The sequence below is a fragment of the Polyangiaceae bacterium genome (assembly GCA_016715885.1).
GTDB lineage: Bacteria > Myxococcota_A > Polyangia > Polyangiales > Polyangiaceae > Polyangium.
Map to the genome: position 1 here is coordinate 50,079 of JADJXL010000012.1, position 16,743 is coordinate 66,821.

Annotated in this window: 15 protein-coding genes; 10 read left to right on the plus strand and 5 right to left on the minus strand. The window is 58.8% G+C overall.

The features are described from left to right. Positions 1-97 precede the first annotated feature (97 nt). From IPM54_13185 to IPM54_13200, 4 genes are all read left to right on the plus strand, one after another. On the plus strand, positions 98-1,174 hold the full coding sequence (locus IPM54_13185; protein MBK9260758.1) for a hypothetical protein: 1,077 nt from the start codon (positions 98-100) through the stop codon (positions 1,172-1,174). An 80-nt stretch (positions 1,175-1,254) separates the two neighbouring features. Continuing rightward, positions 1,255-1,848, plus strand: a complete 594-nt coding sequence (locus tag IPM54_13190; protein ID MBK9260759.1) for a sigma-70 family RNA polymerase sigma factor — start codon at positions 1,255-1,257, stop codon at positions 1,846-1,848. Beyond that, a complete protein-coding gene (locus tag IPM54_13195) occupies positions 1,845-2,651 on the plus strand; it encodes a hypothetical protein (protein ID MBK9260760.1) in 807 nt (268 codons plus the stop codon). Before IPM54_13190 ends, IPM54_13195 begins: the two co-directional genes overlap by 4 nt. Positions 2,652-2,746: 95 nt before the next feature. Continuing rightward, a complete protein-coding gene (locus tag IPM54_13200) occupies positions 2,747-4,189 on the plus strand; it encodes a hypothetical protein (protein ID MBK9260761.1) in 1,443 nt (480 codons plus the stop codon). A gap of 60 nt (positions 4,190-4,249) precedes the next feature. On the opposite strand, the gene IPM54_13205 is transcribed toward IPM54_13200, so the two are convergent. From IPM54_13205 to IPM54_13215, 3 genes are all read right to left on the minus strand, one after another. Further along, a complete protein-coding gene (locus IPM54_13205; GenBank protein MBK9260762.1) occupies positions 4,250-5,251 on the minus strand; it encodes a dihydroorotate dehydrogenase-like protein in 1,002 nt (333 codons plus the stop codon). Beyond that, positions 5,248-8,838: a pyruvate:ferredoxin (flavodoxin) oxidoreductase gene (gene nifJ / locus IPM54_13210; GenBank protein ID MBK9260763.1), complete on the minus strand. Its 3,591-nt coding sequence runs from the start codon at positions 8,836-8,838 to the stop codon at positions 5,248-5,250. Before nifJ ends, IPM54_13205 begins: the two co-directional genes overlap by 4 nt. 185 nt (positions 8,839-9,023) lie before the next feature. Continuing rightward, the gene (locus IPM54_13215) at positions 9,024-9,518 is read right to left on the minus strand and encodes a GNAT family N-acetyltransferase (GenBank protein MBK9260764.1); all 495 of its coding nucleotides are present in this window, start codon (positions 9,516-9,518) and stop codon (positions 9,024-9,026) included. A gap of 314 nt (positions 9,519-9,832) precedes the next feature. Between IPM54_13215 and IPM54_13220 the strand changes: the two genes are divergently transcribed. The 6 genes from IPM54_13220 (at position 9,833) to IPM54_13245 (ending at position 14,881) form a co-directional block, all read left to right on the plus strand. After that, complete coding sequence (locus IPM54_13220; protein ID MBK9260765.1) at positions 9,833-10,354, plus strand: hypothetical protein; 522 nt, start codon at positions 9,833-9,835, stop codon at positions 10,352-10,354. A 69-nt stretch (positions 10,355-10,423) separates the two neighbouring features. Continuing rightward, positions 10,424-10,840 (plus strand): dioxygenase, encoded by a 417-nt coding sequence (locus IPM54_13225; GenBank protein ID MBK9260766.1) that lies wholly within the window; start codon positions 10,424-10,426, stop codon positions 10,838-10,840. Between the two features lie 95 nt (positions 10,841-10,935). Next, a complete protein-coding gene (locus tag IPM54_13230; protein MBK9260767.1) occupies positions 10,936-11,913 on the plus strand; it encodes a fumarylacetoacetate hydrolase family protein in 978 nt (325 codons plus the stop codon). Continuing rightward, a complete protein-coding gene (gene maiA / locus IPM54_13235) occupies positions 11,910-12,560 on the plus strand; it encodes a maleylacetoacetate isomerase (protein ID MBK9260768.1) in 651 nt (216 codons plus the stop codon). Before IPM54_13230 ends, maiA begins: the two co-directional genes overlap by 4 nt. 12 nt (positions 12,561-12,572) lie before the next feature. Continuing rightward, positions 12,573-13,724, plus strand: a complete 1,152-nt coding sequence (hppD, locus tag IPM54_13240; protein MBK9260769.1) for a 4-hydroxyphenylpyruvate dioxygenase — start codon at positions 12,573-12,575, stop codon at positions 13,722-13,724. After that, a complete protein-coding gene (locus IPM54_13245; GenBank protein ID MBK9260770.1) occupies positions 13,721-14,881 on the plus strand; it encodes a homogentisate 1,2-dioxygenase in 1,161 nt (386 codons plus the stop codon). The genes hppD and IPM54_13245 overlap by 4 nt, the downstream gene beginning before the upstream one ends. Here IPM54_13245 and IPM54_13250 read toward each other — a convergent pair. Together IPM54_13250 and IPM54_13255 are read right to left on the minus strand one after the other, a co-directional pair. Then, entirely contained in the window at positions 14,878-15,660 is a 783-nt protein-coding gene (locus IPM54_13250) for a hypothetical protein (protein ID MBK9260771.1), read from the minus strand. The two genes, IPM54_13245 and IPM54_13250, sit on opposite strands and share 4 nt — an antisense overlap. Continuing rightward, positions 15,657-16,712 carry an AAA family ATPase gene (locus IPM54_13255; GenBank protein MBK9260772.1) on the minus strand — a complete coding sequence of 352 codons (1,056 nt, stop codon included), beginning with the start codon at positions 16,710-16,712 and terminating at the stop codon, positions 15,657-15,659. Before IPM54_13255 ends, IPM54_13250 begins: the two co-directional genes overlap by 4 nt. Between the last annotated feature and the right edge of the window lie 31 nt (positions 16,713-16,743).

Sequence of the window (16,743 nt, forward strand, 5' to 3'; positions counted from 1 at the left end):
GAGTTGGTCGTAACTTGCAGCAAAGCGTGTGCCACGAGTCGGCAAGACGTGGCACACTCGATAATATCACAGATATTGTCTAGAATGTGATCAACGCATGCTTTTCGCCCGTGCACTTGGCCTGCTTCCGCTCATTTTCGTGGCGCTTTGCGCCGCGCGCGCATCGGAAGTGTACGGTGCTGAGGCTGTGGCGCTACGTTGGTCCGCGCCTGCGGATTGTCCAACGGGCGCGGACGTGCTCGGCGAGGTGAACCGGCTGCTCGGTCCGCGAGCGTCGTCGAATGAAGCGTCGCTCGAGGTCGTTGCGGAAGTACAACGAAAGGATGACGGGACGTACCTGGTTCGTCTTGAAATACCAGGAGAAGATGGGCCACGTTCACGCGAAGTCAGCGCCGTTTCGTGTGCGGCGCTGGGCCAAGCGGCAGCGCTCATTCTTGCGATGATGGTGGATTCCGAAGCGGCTTTGGCGGCAGAGCCTGCACCTGGTCCAGGACAAACCCTGCCGGAACAAAGTCCACCCGGACAAACCCCTCCGCAGCCAAGCGAGCCGAAGCAAATTTCGGAAGCGCCGCGTCCATCACAGCCGATTCCTTCGACGCCACCATCGCCCGTACGTTCCATACCGTCATCACCTGCGCCAAAACCTGGATATCGTTTCATTCGTCCGCCGATGGCATTATCGATTTATTCGCTTGGCGATATCGGTACACTTCCAAGTCCGTCATTCGGCGTTGGTGGAGCTTTCGTCGTTTTTCCGGGTCGCTCGAGAGTGGAGCTCGGCATTTCATATCTCCTGCCGCGCAAAACGACTTTTTCGTCGCTCTCGAGTGCGTGGGCGGATGTGGATCTCCTCCTTGGATATGCTTCGGCGGGCGTTGTTATCAAAGCTCACCCGAAGCTCGAGCTTGCACCGAAATTCCGATTCGAGTTGGGTGGTCTTCGAGCGGAAAGTTTTGGCGTTACGAATCCTGACAAAGCCTCCGCGATGCTCGTTGGAATGGGAATCGGAGGGCAGGGCTCCATGCGTTTGAGACGTAACATCCATCTTGTGTTCGGGGTTGATGGTGTGCTGTACATTGCGTATCCACGATTCATTGTCACCGGACTTGGAGAAGCGCACACCCCGTCCCGCGTTGTAGGTCGCATTGCATTGGGGGGCGAGTGGCGCTTTTGATTTTTTTGTTCACGGATGCGCTGGCGTCCGGCCACTCAGGGGGATGCTTGGCACCGATTGCGTCCGTTCATGCAGCTCCGATGGCGTCCGTTCCTTCTGACGGCAACGCTGCTGTGCGCGCGCAAACGTTGCAAGCAATACCGTCATTCGAGGTCATTTATAACGAACATTTCGACCTTGTTTTTCGCAACATCCGACGCCTCGGGGTTCCGGAGACGCTGGTCGACGACGCCGTGCAAGAAGTATTTCTCGTCGTGTATCGCCGCTTGGGTCAATTCGAAGGACGTTCGTCACTAAAAACCTGGATTTTTTCGATCGTCACACGCGTGGCGAGCGATCATCGACGTGCGATTCGACGTAAAAGTCCGCACACGCGAGGGCCGGATGCGGCGGTCGACGCGGACGACATTGCGGACGAAAAGGCGGAAGGACCGCACGAAAGAATGGAGCGGCTCGAGGGTGTGCGGTTGCTCCACCGATTGCTCGATGAGCTCGATGACGATAAACGCATCGTGCTGGTGCTGGCGGAGCTCGAATCGATGACGGTGCCCGAAATTGCCGATACGCTTGGGGAAAACGTGAATACGATTTACGCGCGACTTCGGGCGGCGCGGCGTGATTTCGAGCAAGCAGTGGCCCGTGAGCGGGCGCGCGACACATGGAGGTTGCGATGAATGAGCTCGGGCCCGATGCGCGGGAAATTCTTCGAGAAGGACGCGATGGCGACAATCCTTCGCCGGCCGATCGCGCGCGAATCCATTCGGCATTGATGGCAGCCATCGTTGCGGGCGCGGCAGAAGCGGCTGCGGGGCAAGCAAGTACGACTGCGGCGAATGCGGCCGATGACGTAGGATTACCGGCTTCCGTGGGAGCAGCCAAACCCGTTGCGGTATCTATCGTTGGAAGTGCTTTTGCCAAGGGTATTTTTGTCGTGTTTGTGGGCGCAGCAGGAATTGGAGCAATGGTCGCGTGGCCGAAAGTGGGGGCTGTCAAGGCGCCGGTCACGCCGCAGGTCATGAGCAATGCGGCGGCATCGGTATCGACGGCCATTGAGATTCCACCGCCTGCGGCGACGGCTGCTGAGCCCAGCGAAAAAATCGCAGATATTCCGGAGGTAATGGTGACTGCCGAATTGCCTCAAAAGGCGCCGCCTGCTCGACCGGCCGCTTCTATTACACCGTCGCGAACGAATGAAGAGACGGCCGATTCGCTCATTGCCGAGACGCAACGATTGCGAGAGGCGCATGGGGCGCTGCAGAGTGGGGATGCGGAAAAAGCTTTGGCGTTGTTATCGGAACAAAAGGCGGAAGTCGAGGGGCAAAAATTACGTGAAGAAAGGGCAGCAGCCCGTGTGCTCGCGCTATGCAAGCTCGGGCGCGTGGATGAGGCGAATGCCGAAGCCGCGGCATTTTTGGCGCAGAATCCGCGTTCTCCACTAGCTGCGCGTGTGCGCAAAGCGTGCCCGACGACGCGATGACGATTTTTTCACGGACCGGCTGAATGCCGGCCACTCAAGCGTAGGTAGCAGACTACGCGTCGCCGGACGGCTGACGCGGAAAGGAAATGCTTGTCATGACGAACATGCGTAACTTCATTCTTGCGGCGCTCTTTCCCGTTGGCGCAATGCTCGCGCTCACCGCATGCATCGAGCCTGTGATCATTGGTGGCAACAACAATGGAGGCAACGGCAGTGGCGGTGCTGTCTGCATGGCCGATTCGGATTGCGATGCTGGACAAGTGTGCATCAATGGTGCCTGTTCACCGGGGAACAACACCTGCAATGGCCAACCAAGCCCATTGAGCTGCACGCAGACCGGTTGCGCGCCGGGGCAAGTCTGCGTGCCGGACCCGGATCCCAACGCGTGTTATCCGTCGAGCTGCGGCTGTGATCCGGCGACGGGCACCTGGGCTTGTACGGCAGATTGTGGCCAGGGCAGCCATTGCGTTCCTTCTCAGCAGTGTGGCCCGAATGCAGCGTGCCCGCCGAACATGTATTGCGACGCCGCCGGCATGTGCGTGCCCGTTTGCGCCGGAACGCCCGAAATGTGCAATGGCGTCGACGACGATTGCGACGGACAAATCGACGAGCAGGACGATCCATCGTTGCCGCTCTGCCCGGATGGTTCCGTCTGCGTCATGGGTCAATGCGGTGGCGGTAATTGGCCGTGCCAAGCGGATTCCGATTGCGGCCCCAACCAGCTTTGCATCAACGGAATGTGCGGTGGTGGCCCCGCAACGGAAATTTGCAATGGTCTCGACGACGACGGCAATGGCCAGGTCGACGATGGTTCCGGTGCAATCTGTGCCGACGGTACGGTGTGCGTGAATGGCCAATGCGGTGGTCAACCGCAGATGTGTGGCCCGAACACGCCGTGTCCGCCGGGCCAGGTCTGCACGCCGAACGGAGTATGTACACCAGGCGGTTGCCAACCGGTGATGGAAGTATGCAATGGCTTCGACGATGACTGTGACGGGCTCATCGACGACGGCACCGGCTCGGTTTGCCCCGACGGCACGCCTTGCATGAATGGTCAATGCGGCGGTCAACCGCAGATGTGCGGTCCGAATACACCCTGTCCGGCGGGTCAAGTTTGCAACCCGAACGGCGTTTGCTCTCCGGCGGGCTGCCTACCCAAGCCGGAAGTTTGCAATGGCGTCGATGACGATTGCAATGGCAATGTCGACGACGGTTCCGGCGCCGTTTGTCCGGACGGAACGCTTTGCACGATGGGACAATGCGGCGGCCAACAGCAAATGTGCGGCCCGAATACACCCTGTCCCGCGGGTCAAGTTTGCTCGCCGAATGGTGTGTGTGTCTCTGGCGGCTGCCAACCAAAGCCCGAACTCTGCAATGGCATCGACGACGATTGCGATGGCCAGGTCGACGAGAAGACGGCCGGCGCGATCTTGTGTCCGCAAGGCACGTGCCTGAATGGTCAATGCCTGACCATCCAATGCAACAGCAACGCCAATTGCCCCGCAGGGACGGCGTGCATCAACGGCATCTGCATGTGATTCGGTAGGCACGAAGGCGGGGCCGGCTTGGCCCCGCCCATTACGCGAGCCGGCCCGGCATCAACCGCCGCGTCCGTGCCAACTCTGCAAAATCTCTGCGTAATTCGCTCGTTCGTAACCGCTCGGGTCCGGGCACCTCGACAAGTTCATGTTGCCCCGCATCTGATCGAGCGACTCGTATTCGTGCTCCTCGAGAAACGCTTTTACGCCGGTCATGATCTCGCGCAATCGCTCGGGTCCGTGCAAAAGCAGCGCGCTCACCATTTGCACGGCGTGCGCGCCGGCCATGACCGCCTTGATTGCGTCGAGCGGCGTGTGCACGCCACCGCTCGCGGCCAATGACAGGTTTCTCTGTCCCGAAAGCACCGCGAGCCAGCGTAGCCGCAAAAGAAGTTCGGAAGAATCCGACAAGTGAAGGCTTCTTTTGACGTCGAGCGCTTCGGGATCGATGTCCGGCTGGTAGAACCGGTTGAAAAGCACGAGGCCATTGGCGCCTGCGCTTTCGAGCTTTCGTGCAAAATTCGGTAGCGACGAATAAAATGGCGACAGCTTCACGGCAAGCGGTATTCGAATGGCCGCGCGGACGGCGGATACGACTTCGATCGCGCGAGCTTCGACCGACATCGCATCTTCGTCAGGATACGTAGGAACCGCGTATAGGTTCAATTCGAGCGCGTTGGCACCTGCTTGCTCGATGTTCTTGGCAAATGACAACCATCCGCCGGGCGACGTGCCATTGAGCGACGCAATGACGGGAATCGCGAGCGACGCTCGCAGTTTGCGCAATTGCTCCAAATATCGATCCGGACCCATCATGAACACTGTCGGATCCGGGAAAAACGTTCGCGCTTCGGCATAGCCCTCGGCATGACGGTACACGTGCGCATCGACGGCTGCGACTTCGCGTTCGATTTGTTCCTCGAAAAGGGAACGCATGACGATCGCCGGAGCGCCTGCATCTTCGAGCTGCCGCGCGTGGTCGAGGTCGTCGGCAAGGGGCGACGCGCCCGGCATGAAGGGATGGGCAAGCTTCAATCCCAAATAGGTCGTTTCGAGGTTCACGAGTGCGTCTCCTCGGTTTTCGTGTTCATGGGTACCCGCAAACCCGCAAGTTGCTCGTAAACGCCTCGCCTCTCGAATGCGTTTTGCTCGGCCGCCTGCACGAGTGTTGCATATCGTTTCGGATCTTGAAGCTCGACCATACGGAATCGCCCTTCATTTTTCATGTAATCGCGCACCTTGGCCTTGATGGGCCCCGAGTCGAGCACGAGTGGTGGCTCTCCTTTGGCAATTCGGCGCGGATCGAATCGGTAAAGTGGCCATAGGCCCGATTCTACGGCAAGTTTTTGTTGTTCGGCGCCATGCGCCAAGTCGTAACCATGGGCAATGCAATGACTGTACGCGATGATCAAGCTCGGCCCAGGGTAACTCTCCGCTTCCTCGATGGCCTTGATCGCGTGGGCGTCCTTGGCTCCCATCGCAATGCTCGCCACGTAGGCATGACCGTACGTCATCGCGAGCATTCCGAGGTCCTTTTTGGCGATGCTCTTGCCGGCCGCAGCGAATTTCGCAGCGGCGCCAATCGGGGTCGCTTTCGATTGTTGACCGCCCGTGTTCGAATACACTTCCGTATCGAGCACGAGCAAATTCACATTGTCCGTTCCGGCGAGGACATGGTCCAGGCCGCCATACCCGATATCGTAGGCCCATCCGTCGCCGCCGATGATCCACACGCTCTTCTTGACGAGATCGTCTGCGACGCGTTCGAGCCTTCGGGCGCGCACATCGTCCACGCGCTCGAGCTTTTGCTTGAGCATCGCCACGCGTTCGCGCTGCGCGGCAATGCCGGATTCAGTCGATTGATCGGCTTCCACGAGGCCCTTGACCAATTCATCGCCCAGAATGCTCGACAGCGCCAAAAGCTCGGTGACGGCGACGAGCGCACGTGCGTCGAGCCCGAGGCGCATTCCAAGGCCGAATTCAGCATTGTCTTCGAAGAGGGAATTCGACCACGCGGGACCGCGTCCTTCGGCATTCGTGCGATAAGGCGTCGTGGGCAAGTTGCCACCATAAATGGACGTGCATCCCGTTGCATTGGCAATGACCATGCGATCGCCGAAGAGCTGCGTGACGAGCTTGATGTAAGGGGTTTCGCCGCATCCGGCGCAAGCGCCAGAGAACTCGAAGAGCGGGTCGAAGAGCTGCGAACCTTTGACGTCCAAACGAACTCGGCGTTTGTCCGGCTCGGGCAAGCCGAGGAAGAAATCGAACCCTCGACGTTCCGTCGCAAGGTGCGGCTCTTTGGGCTGCATGTCGATGGCTTTGTGGCGTGGATTGGATTTGTCCTTGGCCGGACAAACCGTCACGCAAAGCTCGCAACCCGTGCAGTCGTCGGGTGCGACTTGGATGGTATAATGTTTACCCGCTACGCCCTCGCCCTTGTCCTTGTAGGGCACGGCTTTGAAGCTGTCGGGTGCATCCGCGAGCGCTGCGACGTCGAAAACTTTGGCGCGAATGGCGGCATGTGGGCACATGAGGGCGCATTTGTTGCATTGAATGCAGATGCTGGAATCCCATATCGGAATTTTCAGCGCGATGCCGCGCTTTTCCCATTGCGTCGTTCCAAGGGGCCACGTGCCATCTGGCGGGAAAGCGCTCACGGGAAGCAGGTCGCCTTTGCCTGCAAGAATCGTTGCGGTGACGCGCTGCACGAAGTCGGGCGCATGTGCAGGCACGATGGGCGGGCGCTGCCGAGCAGCCGATGGTGCGGCTGGAACCGTGACTTCGTGAAGCCGAGCCAGGGCGTTGTCGATGGCCAAATGGTTTTTCCGGACGACCTCTTCGCCACGTTTCTTGTATGCTTTTTCGGCGGACGCCTTGATTCGAGCAATCGCTTCATCGCGCGGGAGCACGCCGGAAAGCGCAAAGAAACAAACCTGCATGACGGTGCTGATGTGCCGTCCAAGACCGCTGTCTTCCGCTACGCGATAGGCATCGATGATGAAAAACCTCAAGTGCTTGCTGCAGATGGCTTCCTGTACTTCACGAGGCAACGTATCCCAAACCTCGCTGGGATCGTGGTGCGAATTGAGCAGAAACGTCGCGCCCTCGTCGGCGTGCGCCAGCATGTCGAAGCGGTCGAGGAATTGCGGTTGATGACAGGCGACGAAGCCGGCTTTTTTCACGAGATACGCGGATCGAATGCGGCGCGGGCCGAAACGCAGGTGTGAAACCGTGACGGTGCCGGACTTTTTCGAGTCATAAACGAAAAAACCTTGGGCAAAGTTGGGTGTTTCTTCCCCAATGATTTTGATCGATTGTTTGTTGCTGCCGACGGTGCCATCCGAACCGAGCCCGAAAAAAACCGCCCGCACGACGTCCTTCTTTTCGATGTCGAGCTCGGAGTCCCATGGCAGTGATCGATGCGTGACGTCGTCCACGATGCCGATCGTAAAATGATTTCGAGGTTTTGGTCTTGCGAGCTCATCGAAGACCGACATGATCATGGCTGGCGTAACTTCTTTTGACGACAAACCATATCGTCCGCCGACGACGCGAATGTCACGATCGAGAAACCCTTCCGCGCGAGCTTCGGCGACGGCGGTCGTCACGTCGAGGTACAGTGGTTCTCCAATCGCCCCGGGCTCTTTCGTGCGATCGAGGACTCCGAGGATACGCGCGGTTTTTGGTAATGCCGAAATCATCGCGCGAACATCGAATGGTCTGTAAAGACGAACCTTTACAATGCCCACTTTTTCGCCGCGGTCATTCAGATGTTCGACCGTTTCGTGGGCTGTTTCTGCGGCGGAACCCATGAGCACCAGCACGCGTTCGGCTTCCGGGTGTCCCACATAATCGAATAGCTTGTAGGCGCGACCCGTGCGTGCAGCGAACCGATCCATCACTTGCTGCGTGATTTCGGCGCAAGCATCGTAAAACGGATTCGATGCTTCCCGAGCTTGAAAAAACACGTCTGGGTTTTGCGCCGTTCCGCGCAGAACGGGTTTGTCAGGGGAGAGTGCGCGAGCGCGATGGGCGGCGAGGAGCTCGTCATTGTAAAGCGCTCGGAGGTCGTCATCCGAAAGGGTCTCGATTTTCGTAATTTCCGCCGACGTGCGAAAACCGTCGAAGAAATGCAAATACGGAATGCGTGCTTCGAGCGTTGCGGCGTGGGCGATTGCAGCGAGGTCCTGTGCTTCTTGTCCCGAGCTCGAACAAAGCAAGGCAAACCCCGTTTGCCTGCAAGCCATGACATCGGAATGATCGCAAAAGATGCTCAGCGCGTGGGAGGCTACCGTTCGTGCGGCGACATGAATGACGCAGGAATTCAATTCTCCCGCAATTTTGTACATGTTCGGAATCATGAGGAGAAGGCCCTGCGACGCGGTGAACGTCGTCGTCAGAGCGCCCGTTTGCAGCGCCCCGTGGACTGCGCCGGCGGCGCCGCCTTCGGACTGCATTTGCACGATTCGCGGGACGGCTCCCCAGAGGTTTTTCTGGCCATCGGTCGACCATTGATCGCTGAATTCGCCCATCGACGACGCAGGCGTGATGGGGTAAATGGCAATGACTTCACTCGATCGATGTGCGACGGACGCGACTGCTTCGTTGGCATCGATCGTGGCAATCGTGGTTTGTTCTGTGCTCACGAGGTCGGCTCCAGGAGGGGTGATGCGGGTGCGCGGCGCGCATTCTGCGTGCGGGCGCAAGGCGTGCGCGTATCGCGTGTGCTTTGGGTGATATCGATGGGGAGGTCGGTCGAGCGATGGCACGGCGTGATGCGGAAGTGCATCTCGCGTGCCAAATGCGAGCGCAAGCGGTCAGCGGGCACTCGTCATTCTACCAGCAACTTGGTCATGGCGAAAGCGGGCTGTCTGCCGCGATAGAATTCGGGGATTTCGAGCGTCACCTGATAACCACACGACCCGAAGAGAACGAGGGCTGGGCGGTTTGCGCGAGCCGTGTTGAGGGTCATGCAAACGGCACCGTATTCGCATGCGAGCGTCTCTGCACTGGCAAGCACGACTTGACCGATTCCACTTCGACGAGCGTCCTTTTGGACGGCAATGGCATCGAGATGCGCGATGACGGGGCGCGGCCAAGGTCCGAAGGGCCGGCCGAGGGCTTCGAAGGTGACGATTGCGAACCCCAGCCTGTTGTCGTTTTTTTCCGCGACCAGCGTTCGTGCCGAGCGCCCGTGCAGCATTGCCATGATCGACTGCCGTGGAGCGTGCGACCATCGCGCGAACGAGTCGTGCGCAACGTCGCGAATGAAGTCGTCGTCGTCCGGTCGGCGAAGGCGTACGGTCAATAGACCCGTCGTTCCCATCCTGGCACTGTAGATCGAGATGATTGGAAATGAAATAGCAAACGCGTGCCACTGGATTCCGTGCGCGGTGCAAGCGCCGGGCATCGGCGTGCCCAAGTCGATATTTTTCTTGCGCCGCCTAAAACTTTCTGCTACCTGTGGCGCGGGTGCTGAGGGGTGCCCATCCGCCGGAAAGAAGTTTTCACCCTCGCGTCATGGCGGTCTGTCGAAATATCGGGCGTGAGCAGATAAATCGATGGACTGTTCGGGTCGACGGTTTGCGATGTTCCTCGGGCCGGAGGGAGCGGGTGACGGCCAAAACCGAGGTGAACGCAATGGTCGATCCCATTCAAGAGATCAAGGTTAGAGCCGAAATCCTGCAGAAACGCATCGAAAACGGCGATGCGCCGTCGATTGCGCGTCTTCGTGCGCTGCCCGAGTTGCGTAAAGCAACTGCCGAAGTGCTTCGAGAATTCGTGGCGACGATTCAGCGCAAGCATTGCTTCGCCGTCGTATCGCGGGAACTCGGCTTTTCGGGGTATCCGCACGCGCAACGTGTTCTTTCGGGCGACGAAGCCGAAGGCGACTTTGGGACGATGCTGTACCCGGCCCGATGCGGCGCGCTGAATCATTGGTACGCGCAATATGAAGAAGCGTGCGATTTGCGACGCGAGATCAATGGCTACTTGCTCGCGTACAAGCGCCATTTCTTCATCGCCGACGGTTATTTCGTCGACAATCTCGGACTCGATCCGTCGGATCCCGATTGGGATTCAATCGGTCGAGATTGGGTAAAACCCCGAGATCCCGTCGCTCGGCGCCGCCTCTACGGTAAGCTCATCTGCGCATCCGGCTGAGCTTCTTCGGCCATCCACATTTCGCACGGCGCTTGCCCCGGTGGTCGTTTTCGACTATCGTGGCGCGCCGTGCCGAAACCTTTCCATTACGCCTTTCCTGTCGTCGATCTTGCCTCCACGCGTCGCTTCTACGGCGAGCTGCTCGGCTGCACCGAGGGTCGCAGCACCGAAACGTGGGTCGACTTTGATTTTTTTGGTAACCAAATATCGGCGCATGTTTCGGCCGAGATGCCTCGGCAAGTCGCCCACGGCCATGTCGACGGCATCGAAGTCCCCATTCCACACTTCGGTGCGATCCTCGATTGGGACGAATTCGATGTGCTTGCAAAGCGGCTGGAGACCGCCCATATTTCTTTCGTGATCAGTCCACGTGTTCGGTTCGTGGGGCAGCCCGGTGAACAAGCCACGATGTTCCTTTGCGATTTCAGTGGGAATCCGATGGAATTCAAAGCATTCAGGCATCCCGAAAACGTATTCGCGAGCTGAACGGAGTTTTTTCCGCATCGAGCGATATTTCGCGCTTCGCTGAGCTTGCAGGTTCGCGGAGCCTCTGCTACGTGCCGTTTGGCAAAAGAGGCACCATGAAGCTCGCAAGTCTACGAGGGCCCGGAAGAGACGGGACGCTGATCGTCGTGCAAAAGGACGGCAAGGCATTCGTGCGCGCGGGCAATCGCGTGCCGACGATGCAGGCGGCGCTCGATGATTGGAACGCAAACGAAAGGTACTTGCGCGATCTCGCGCAGCGTCTCGAGCGGGGCGAAGTTCCGGCGGAGCCGCTCGATCCGGCAAAGCTCGCTTCTCCGCTGCCTCGGGCCTACGAATGGGTCGATGGATCGGCGTACATAAACCATATCGTACTCGTGCGCAAAGCGCGTGGGGCCGAGCCTCCGGAGACGCTGCGCACCGATCCTTTGGTGTATCAAGGGGGTTCGTCGGTGCTGCTCGGACCGCGTGAAGACATCGTACTGCATGACGAACGGTGGGGTTTGGACTTTGAATCCGAAATATGTGCGATTCTTGGGGATGTGCCGATTCGCACGACCAAAGAAGACGCTTCCAAGCACATTCGTCTATTGTGTCTGGCGAACGACATTACCTTGAGGAATCTCGTGCCGGTCGAATTGGCGAAGGGGTTTGGTTTTTTCAATTCCAAACCGGCCACCGCATTTTCGCCTTTTGCGGTGACTCCGGACGAGCTTGGGGATGCATATCGCGATGGTCGCGTATTTTTGCGCCTTCGAAGCACGTACAATGGTGAGCTCGTGGGGGACCCCGAAGCGGGGCCGGAGATGCACTTTTCCTTTTTCGACTTGCTCGAGCACATCGCGAAGACGCGTGCATTTGGCGCGGGCACTATTTTGGGAAGTGGTACGGTTTCGAACGAAGACCCGATGCGAGGCATTTCGTGTTTGGCCGAGCGGCGGATGCGCGAGACGCTCGAATTCGGCGCGCCCAAAACGCCGTTCATGAAGGTGGGCGACACGCTTGCCATCGAGATGCTCGATGAGCAGGGCGGTGATATTTTTGGACGAATCGAACAAAGGGTGGTGTCTCCATGAAGCTTTACGGATATTGGCGCAGCTCGGCGAGTTACCGCGTACGAATCGCGCTTCATCACAAGTCGATTCCGTTCGAATACGTTCCGATCAATTTGATCCAAAATGGCGGCGAGCAGCACGGGGAGGAATATCGCGCCAAGAACCCGATGGAGCAAGTACCGATTTTGGAATTCGAGGACAATGGCGTTTTGCGGCGCCTCGGGCAATCGATTGCCATTATCGAATGGCTCGAAGAGAGTTTTCCAGCGGCGCCGCTCTTGCCGACCGATCGTTATCTGCGGGCGCGTGCGCGGCAGCTTGCGGAGACCATCAATTCGGGGATTCAGCCGTTTCAGAATTTGACGATGCGGGCCATCGTAAAGAACGAGCTGCGTGGTGACGATGTGGCCGTAGCGCGCCGATTCATCGAAAAAGGGCTTCGTGCATACGAAATTCTGGCGACGGACGTGGCGGGTGCGTTCTCCGTAGGGGATGCGCCGTCGATGGCCGATGCGTGTCTCGTGCCGCAGCTTTATAGCGCACGGTCGCTTGGCATTGACGTAACGGCATATCCGCTTTTGTCGACGATTGAACAGCAGTGCAATGAACTTCCCGGATTCCAGGCGGCTCATCCGGAAAAACAGGTTGACGCGCAACGAACGGCGTGAAAGGATTTTGTCATGGCCAACGTCGAGTCCCTTGGAATCAAACGGATCGAGGCACTTCATTATTACGTGCGAGACCTCGAGCGCAGCCGCAAGTTTTACGTTGAAAAACTAGATTTTCAGGAAATCGCGCATTCGAGCGCAGCGCTGGAACAGGCGGCTCGGCAGCGATCGGTCGTATTTCAGGCGGGCGAATGCATGATCGTGTGTTCGGCGCCGATGGGCGAAGGCGGGCGGGCGGCTCGGTATTTGCGCAAGCATCCGGATGGTGTGGGTACGTTGATTTTCGAGGTGGAGGACATCGAGCGAGCGTTTCGGCTTCTCGATGGGCGCGGCGGTACGCCAATTGACGCAATCGTGCGGGACAGGGACGCGAATGGAGAATTTGCGTCGTTTTCGATTACGACACCTTTCGGGGACACGACGTTTCGTTTCGTCGAACGCAAAGGATATCGCGCTCTTTTTCCAGGCGCCGAGCATTACGCGAGCCCGACGGGTGGGAAGAATCGCCTCGGTTTTACGCATTTCGATCACGTCACGTCGAACTTTCAGACGATGGCTCCCGCGCTGCTCTGGATGGAGCACGTGCTTGGTTTCGAGCGGTTTTGGGACATTCAGTTTCACACCGACGATGTTGCCAAAGGAGGCGATCATGGTTCGGGATTGCGTTCGGCGGTCATGTGGGATCCGCGCTCGGGCGTGAAGTTTGCCAACAACGAGCCCTATCGGCCTTATTTCAAGAGCTCGCAGATCAACATCTTCAATGAAGAGCATCGGGGCGATGGCGTGCAGCACGTGGCGCTCGCGGTGACGGACATCGTTTCGGCCGTGCGGGAGATGCGAAACCGCGGTGTTCAATTCATGCCGACGCCGGGCACGTATTACGATATGCTTCCGCAAAGGCTACGGTCGCTCGGTGTAGAGAAGATCGACGAATCTGCGGACGATTTGCGGGCGCTCGAGATCCTGGTCGACGGCGAAGGACCTGGGAAGTACCTTTTGCAGATATTCCTCAAGGAATCGGCGGGCACGCACGGGGATCCTTCGGCTGGGCCGTTTTTTTATGAAATCATCCAGCGCAAGGGTGATCGGGGATTCGGCGGCGGCAATTTCCGCGCGCTTTTCGAGAGCATCGAACGACGGCAGAAGGTGGAGGAGCAGTCGTGATCGAGCGCGTAGCGTGTGGGGACATTCCGCGTAAACATCATATTACGCTACGGGATGCGGCGGGCAAACTGCGCTACGAAGAATGCATCACGCGAAGCGGCTTCGACGGGCCGTATACGATTGCGTATCACGAGCGCCGGCCGCACGAGCACCGCGTCGCTTCTGCGGAGCATGCTTTTGTCTTGCCCAAAGCGGCGGGGGCTCGGCCGCTCGCCAAGCGCCATTATCGAAGTTTCGCCTTGCCCCCGAAAAGTGGCCCGCAAATCGATGGGCGGCAACCGCTCGTCTTCAATGACGACATCGTGGTGTCCATGGCGACGCCCGATGGCGCGGACCCGGTGTATTTCACGAACGCCGATGCGGACGAATTGTTTTACATCTTCGAAGGGTCGGGGCTATTGCGCACGATGCTCGGGGATTTGCGCTATGAAAAAGACGATTACGTCTTCATCCCGAAGGGCATGTTCTACCGGTTCGTCCCCGATGCCGTACCGCAACGATGGTTTTGCGTGGAAGCATTCGGCGGGATTCACGTGCCGTCGAAATGGCGCAATGAAGTCGGGCAGTTGCGCATGGATGCGCCGTTCAGCCACCGGGACTTCAGAAAGCCCATGTTTCGCGGGCCGATGGATGAAGGCATCAGGCAGCTCGTGGTGAAGTGCGAAAATGCGTTTCATGGTTTTACCATGGCGCATTCGCCGCTCGACGTGGTCGGCTGGGATGGAACGGTATATCCGTTCGTCTTCCCCATTTTGAATTTTCAGCCGCGCGCGGGCCTCGTGCATTTGCCGCCGGATTGGCACGGGACGTTTGCCGCTCGCGGGGCACTGATTTGCAGCTTCGTTCCGCGCGTTGTGGACTTTCATCCGGAAGCCATTCCTTGTCCGTACCCGCATTCGGCCGTCGATTGCGACGAAATCATCTTTTATTGTCGGGGCAATTTCACGTCGCGTAGAGGGGTTGGTCCGGGGAGCATTTCGCACCATCCGCGGGGCATTCCGCATGGGCCGCATCCGGGCGCGTACGAAGCGAGCATTGGGGCGCGCGAGACGAGCGAGCTGGCGGTGATGATCGATACGTGGAAACCGCTCGCTGCGACGGAAGCAGCGCTCGGCGTCGAAGATGCGGGGTATCAGGATAGTTTTGTGGAGGGCTAGCCGCTACCGAGGAGCGCCGCAATGATCGGCGTTGCTCCGGCAGCATCGAGCCTCCGGCGTAGCGCATCTCGGATCGCTTCGTCGTCCCAGATGGCGAGGAAAAACCCTTCGTAACCCCGTTCAGAGTACCAACCAGCCATATGAGACGCCGCGTGTGTCTTGTGTAGTTTTTCGTGCGCGGGAGGAGCTGGGCGTGAATTGATGAACTCCCAGACGGCCTTGCACCGGGGCCCGTAGGCTTCGTCGATTGCTGCACAGACGAGCCGTTCGAGCGTTTGTTTGGACGGCACATTTGCGCCGTCGAGACCAGTCACTTGCCAAATCAGGAATGACAACCGCGTCGTCACGATACCGCCATCGAGCTCGAAATCATTCGTGCCAGGTACGGGGCGCGCATTGGCGTTGTCACGTGCCCACTTCCCCAACTTGGCGCGTTGATCCAATGCAGCGTGAGGCAAATTCTCGACTTGTCGCATGCTCTCATCGGCGTCCTCGTCACGCACGACCAAGACGCGCGAAAGACGATTGGTATGGCGGTCTTCGAGCAGTTTCTTTGCGGCCGGGAGAAGGTTGCCGTCTCCATCGACGGGGGCGACTCGTAGCCATTCGCCGCTCGGTGTTCGAAAGCCGTATTGACCTCTGCCCCTCAATGGTTGCCCGCCACGGTAGGGTTTCTCTTTCAGCGATGTACATCCATGCGATTGGAGAAGACCGCTCAGGAAGGCGCGGTCATGGTACCCTTCGCAGAGGATGACCGATTCTGGCTCCATGTTTTTCATCGCAGATCCTCGCCGAGCGATTCGCGCGCCGTGACCACCATGGGGCCAGGATAACGCGAGCAGCGCAATGTGCCCTCATCGAGGACGACTCGCATCACGCACAACCTTTCGAGGTCATTCGCATCTGCTTCGGCAACGAGAGAATCGATGAGGTCCAAGCTATGCGTGGAAACAACCACTTGGACTCCCCGCCGCATTGCTGCAAGCAAGACCTTTGCGGTGCGATGAATTCCGGCTGGGTGCTGATGAATTTCGGGTTCTTCGACGAGTGCCATGCCGCCAGGAAGTTGAGCAAGATCGAGTGCGAGCCGAATGAGTGCATAGACTCCGGAGCCTGCGCCGGCGACTGGAACCGTGCCGTGTTCGAATACGAGGCTCAAAATGGGGCGATCTACGGGGTCGTCCTCCACGGTCTCCACGCGGAGGTCGATGACGCCGTCGAGGACGTCTCGGACGAGCTTCACAACGCCCTCGAGCCGGCCCTCTCGCAACGCCCTGGAGTACACCCGATCGAGTGCCTCATGGGTGGCTCCGGCTGCCGGTTCGCATAACCAGGCACCTGGCTCGGACTGGAATTGCCGGCGATCAGAATTGTCGTCGCGAAGCTGGAGGTCGAATACGTATTGATTGCTGACACTGATCACGGTCCGAGACCGAAAACGCCCTGCATGGGCATCGACATCGCAGTCGATTTGAATGGGTCGCCGATTCTGTTCGCGTTCGGGCAGCTTGCGCACAAGATCTTCCGCAGGATGAGGCGTCCAGCTCAAACTACAGGACCGCCTCGACTGAGCGTCTCCGTGAAGCTCGATCCGCGCATCTGCATGACGCCGCTCGAACAGCCACGGGCCGCCTGCAGGCAGTTCGGCGCGTCGTCTGATGACTCGTCCAATCGCGTCCCCTGGTGCTCCGCTGGTTGCGATGAGCAGCGCATCCAAGATTGTGCTCTTGCCGCTGCCGCTTGGGCCGACCAGCACGGTGAGCGGAAGGAGGTCTGTGAGGTGAGCCGTTCGGATACCTCGAAGCCGCTCGATGTCGATGCCGCGAATCATCAATCGCCTTCTACTCGACCCGTGATGACGC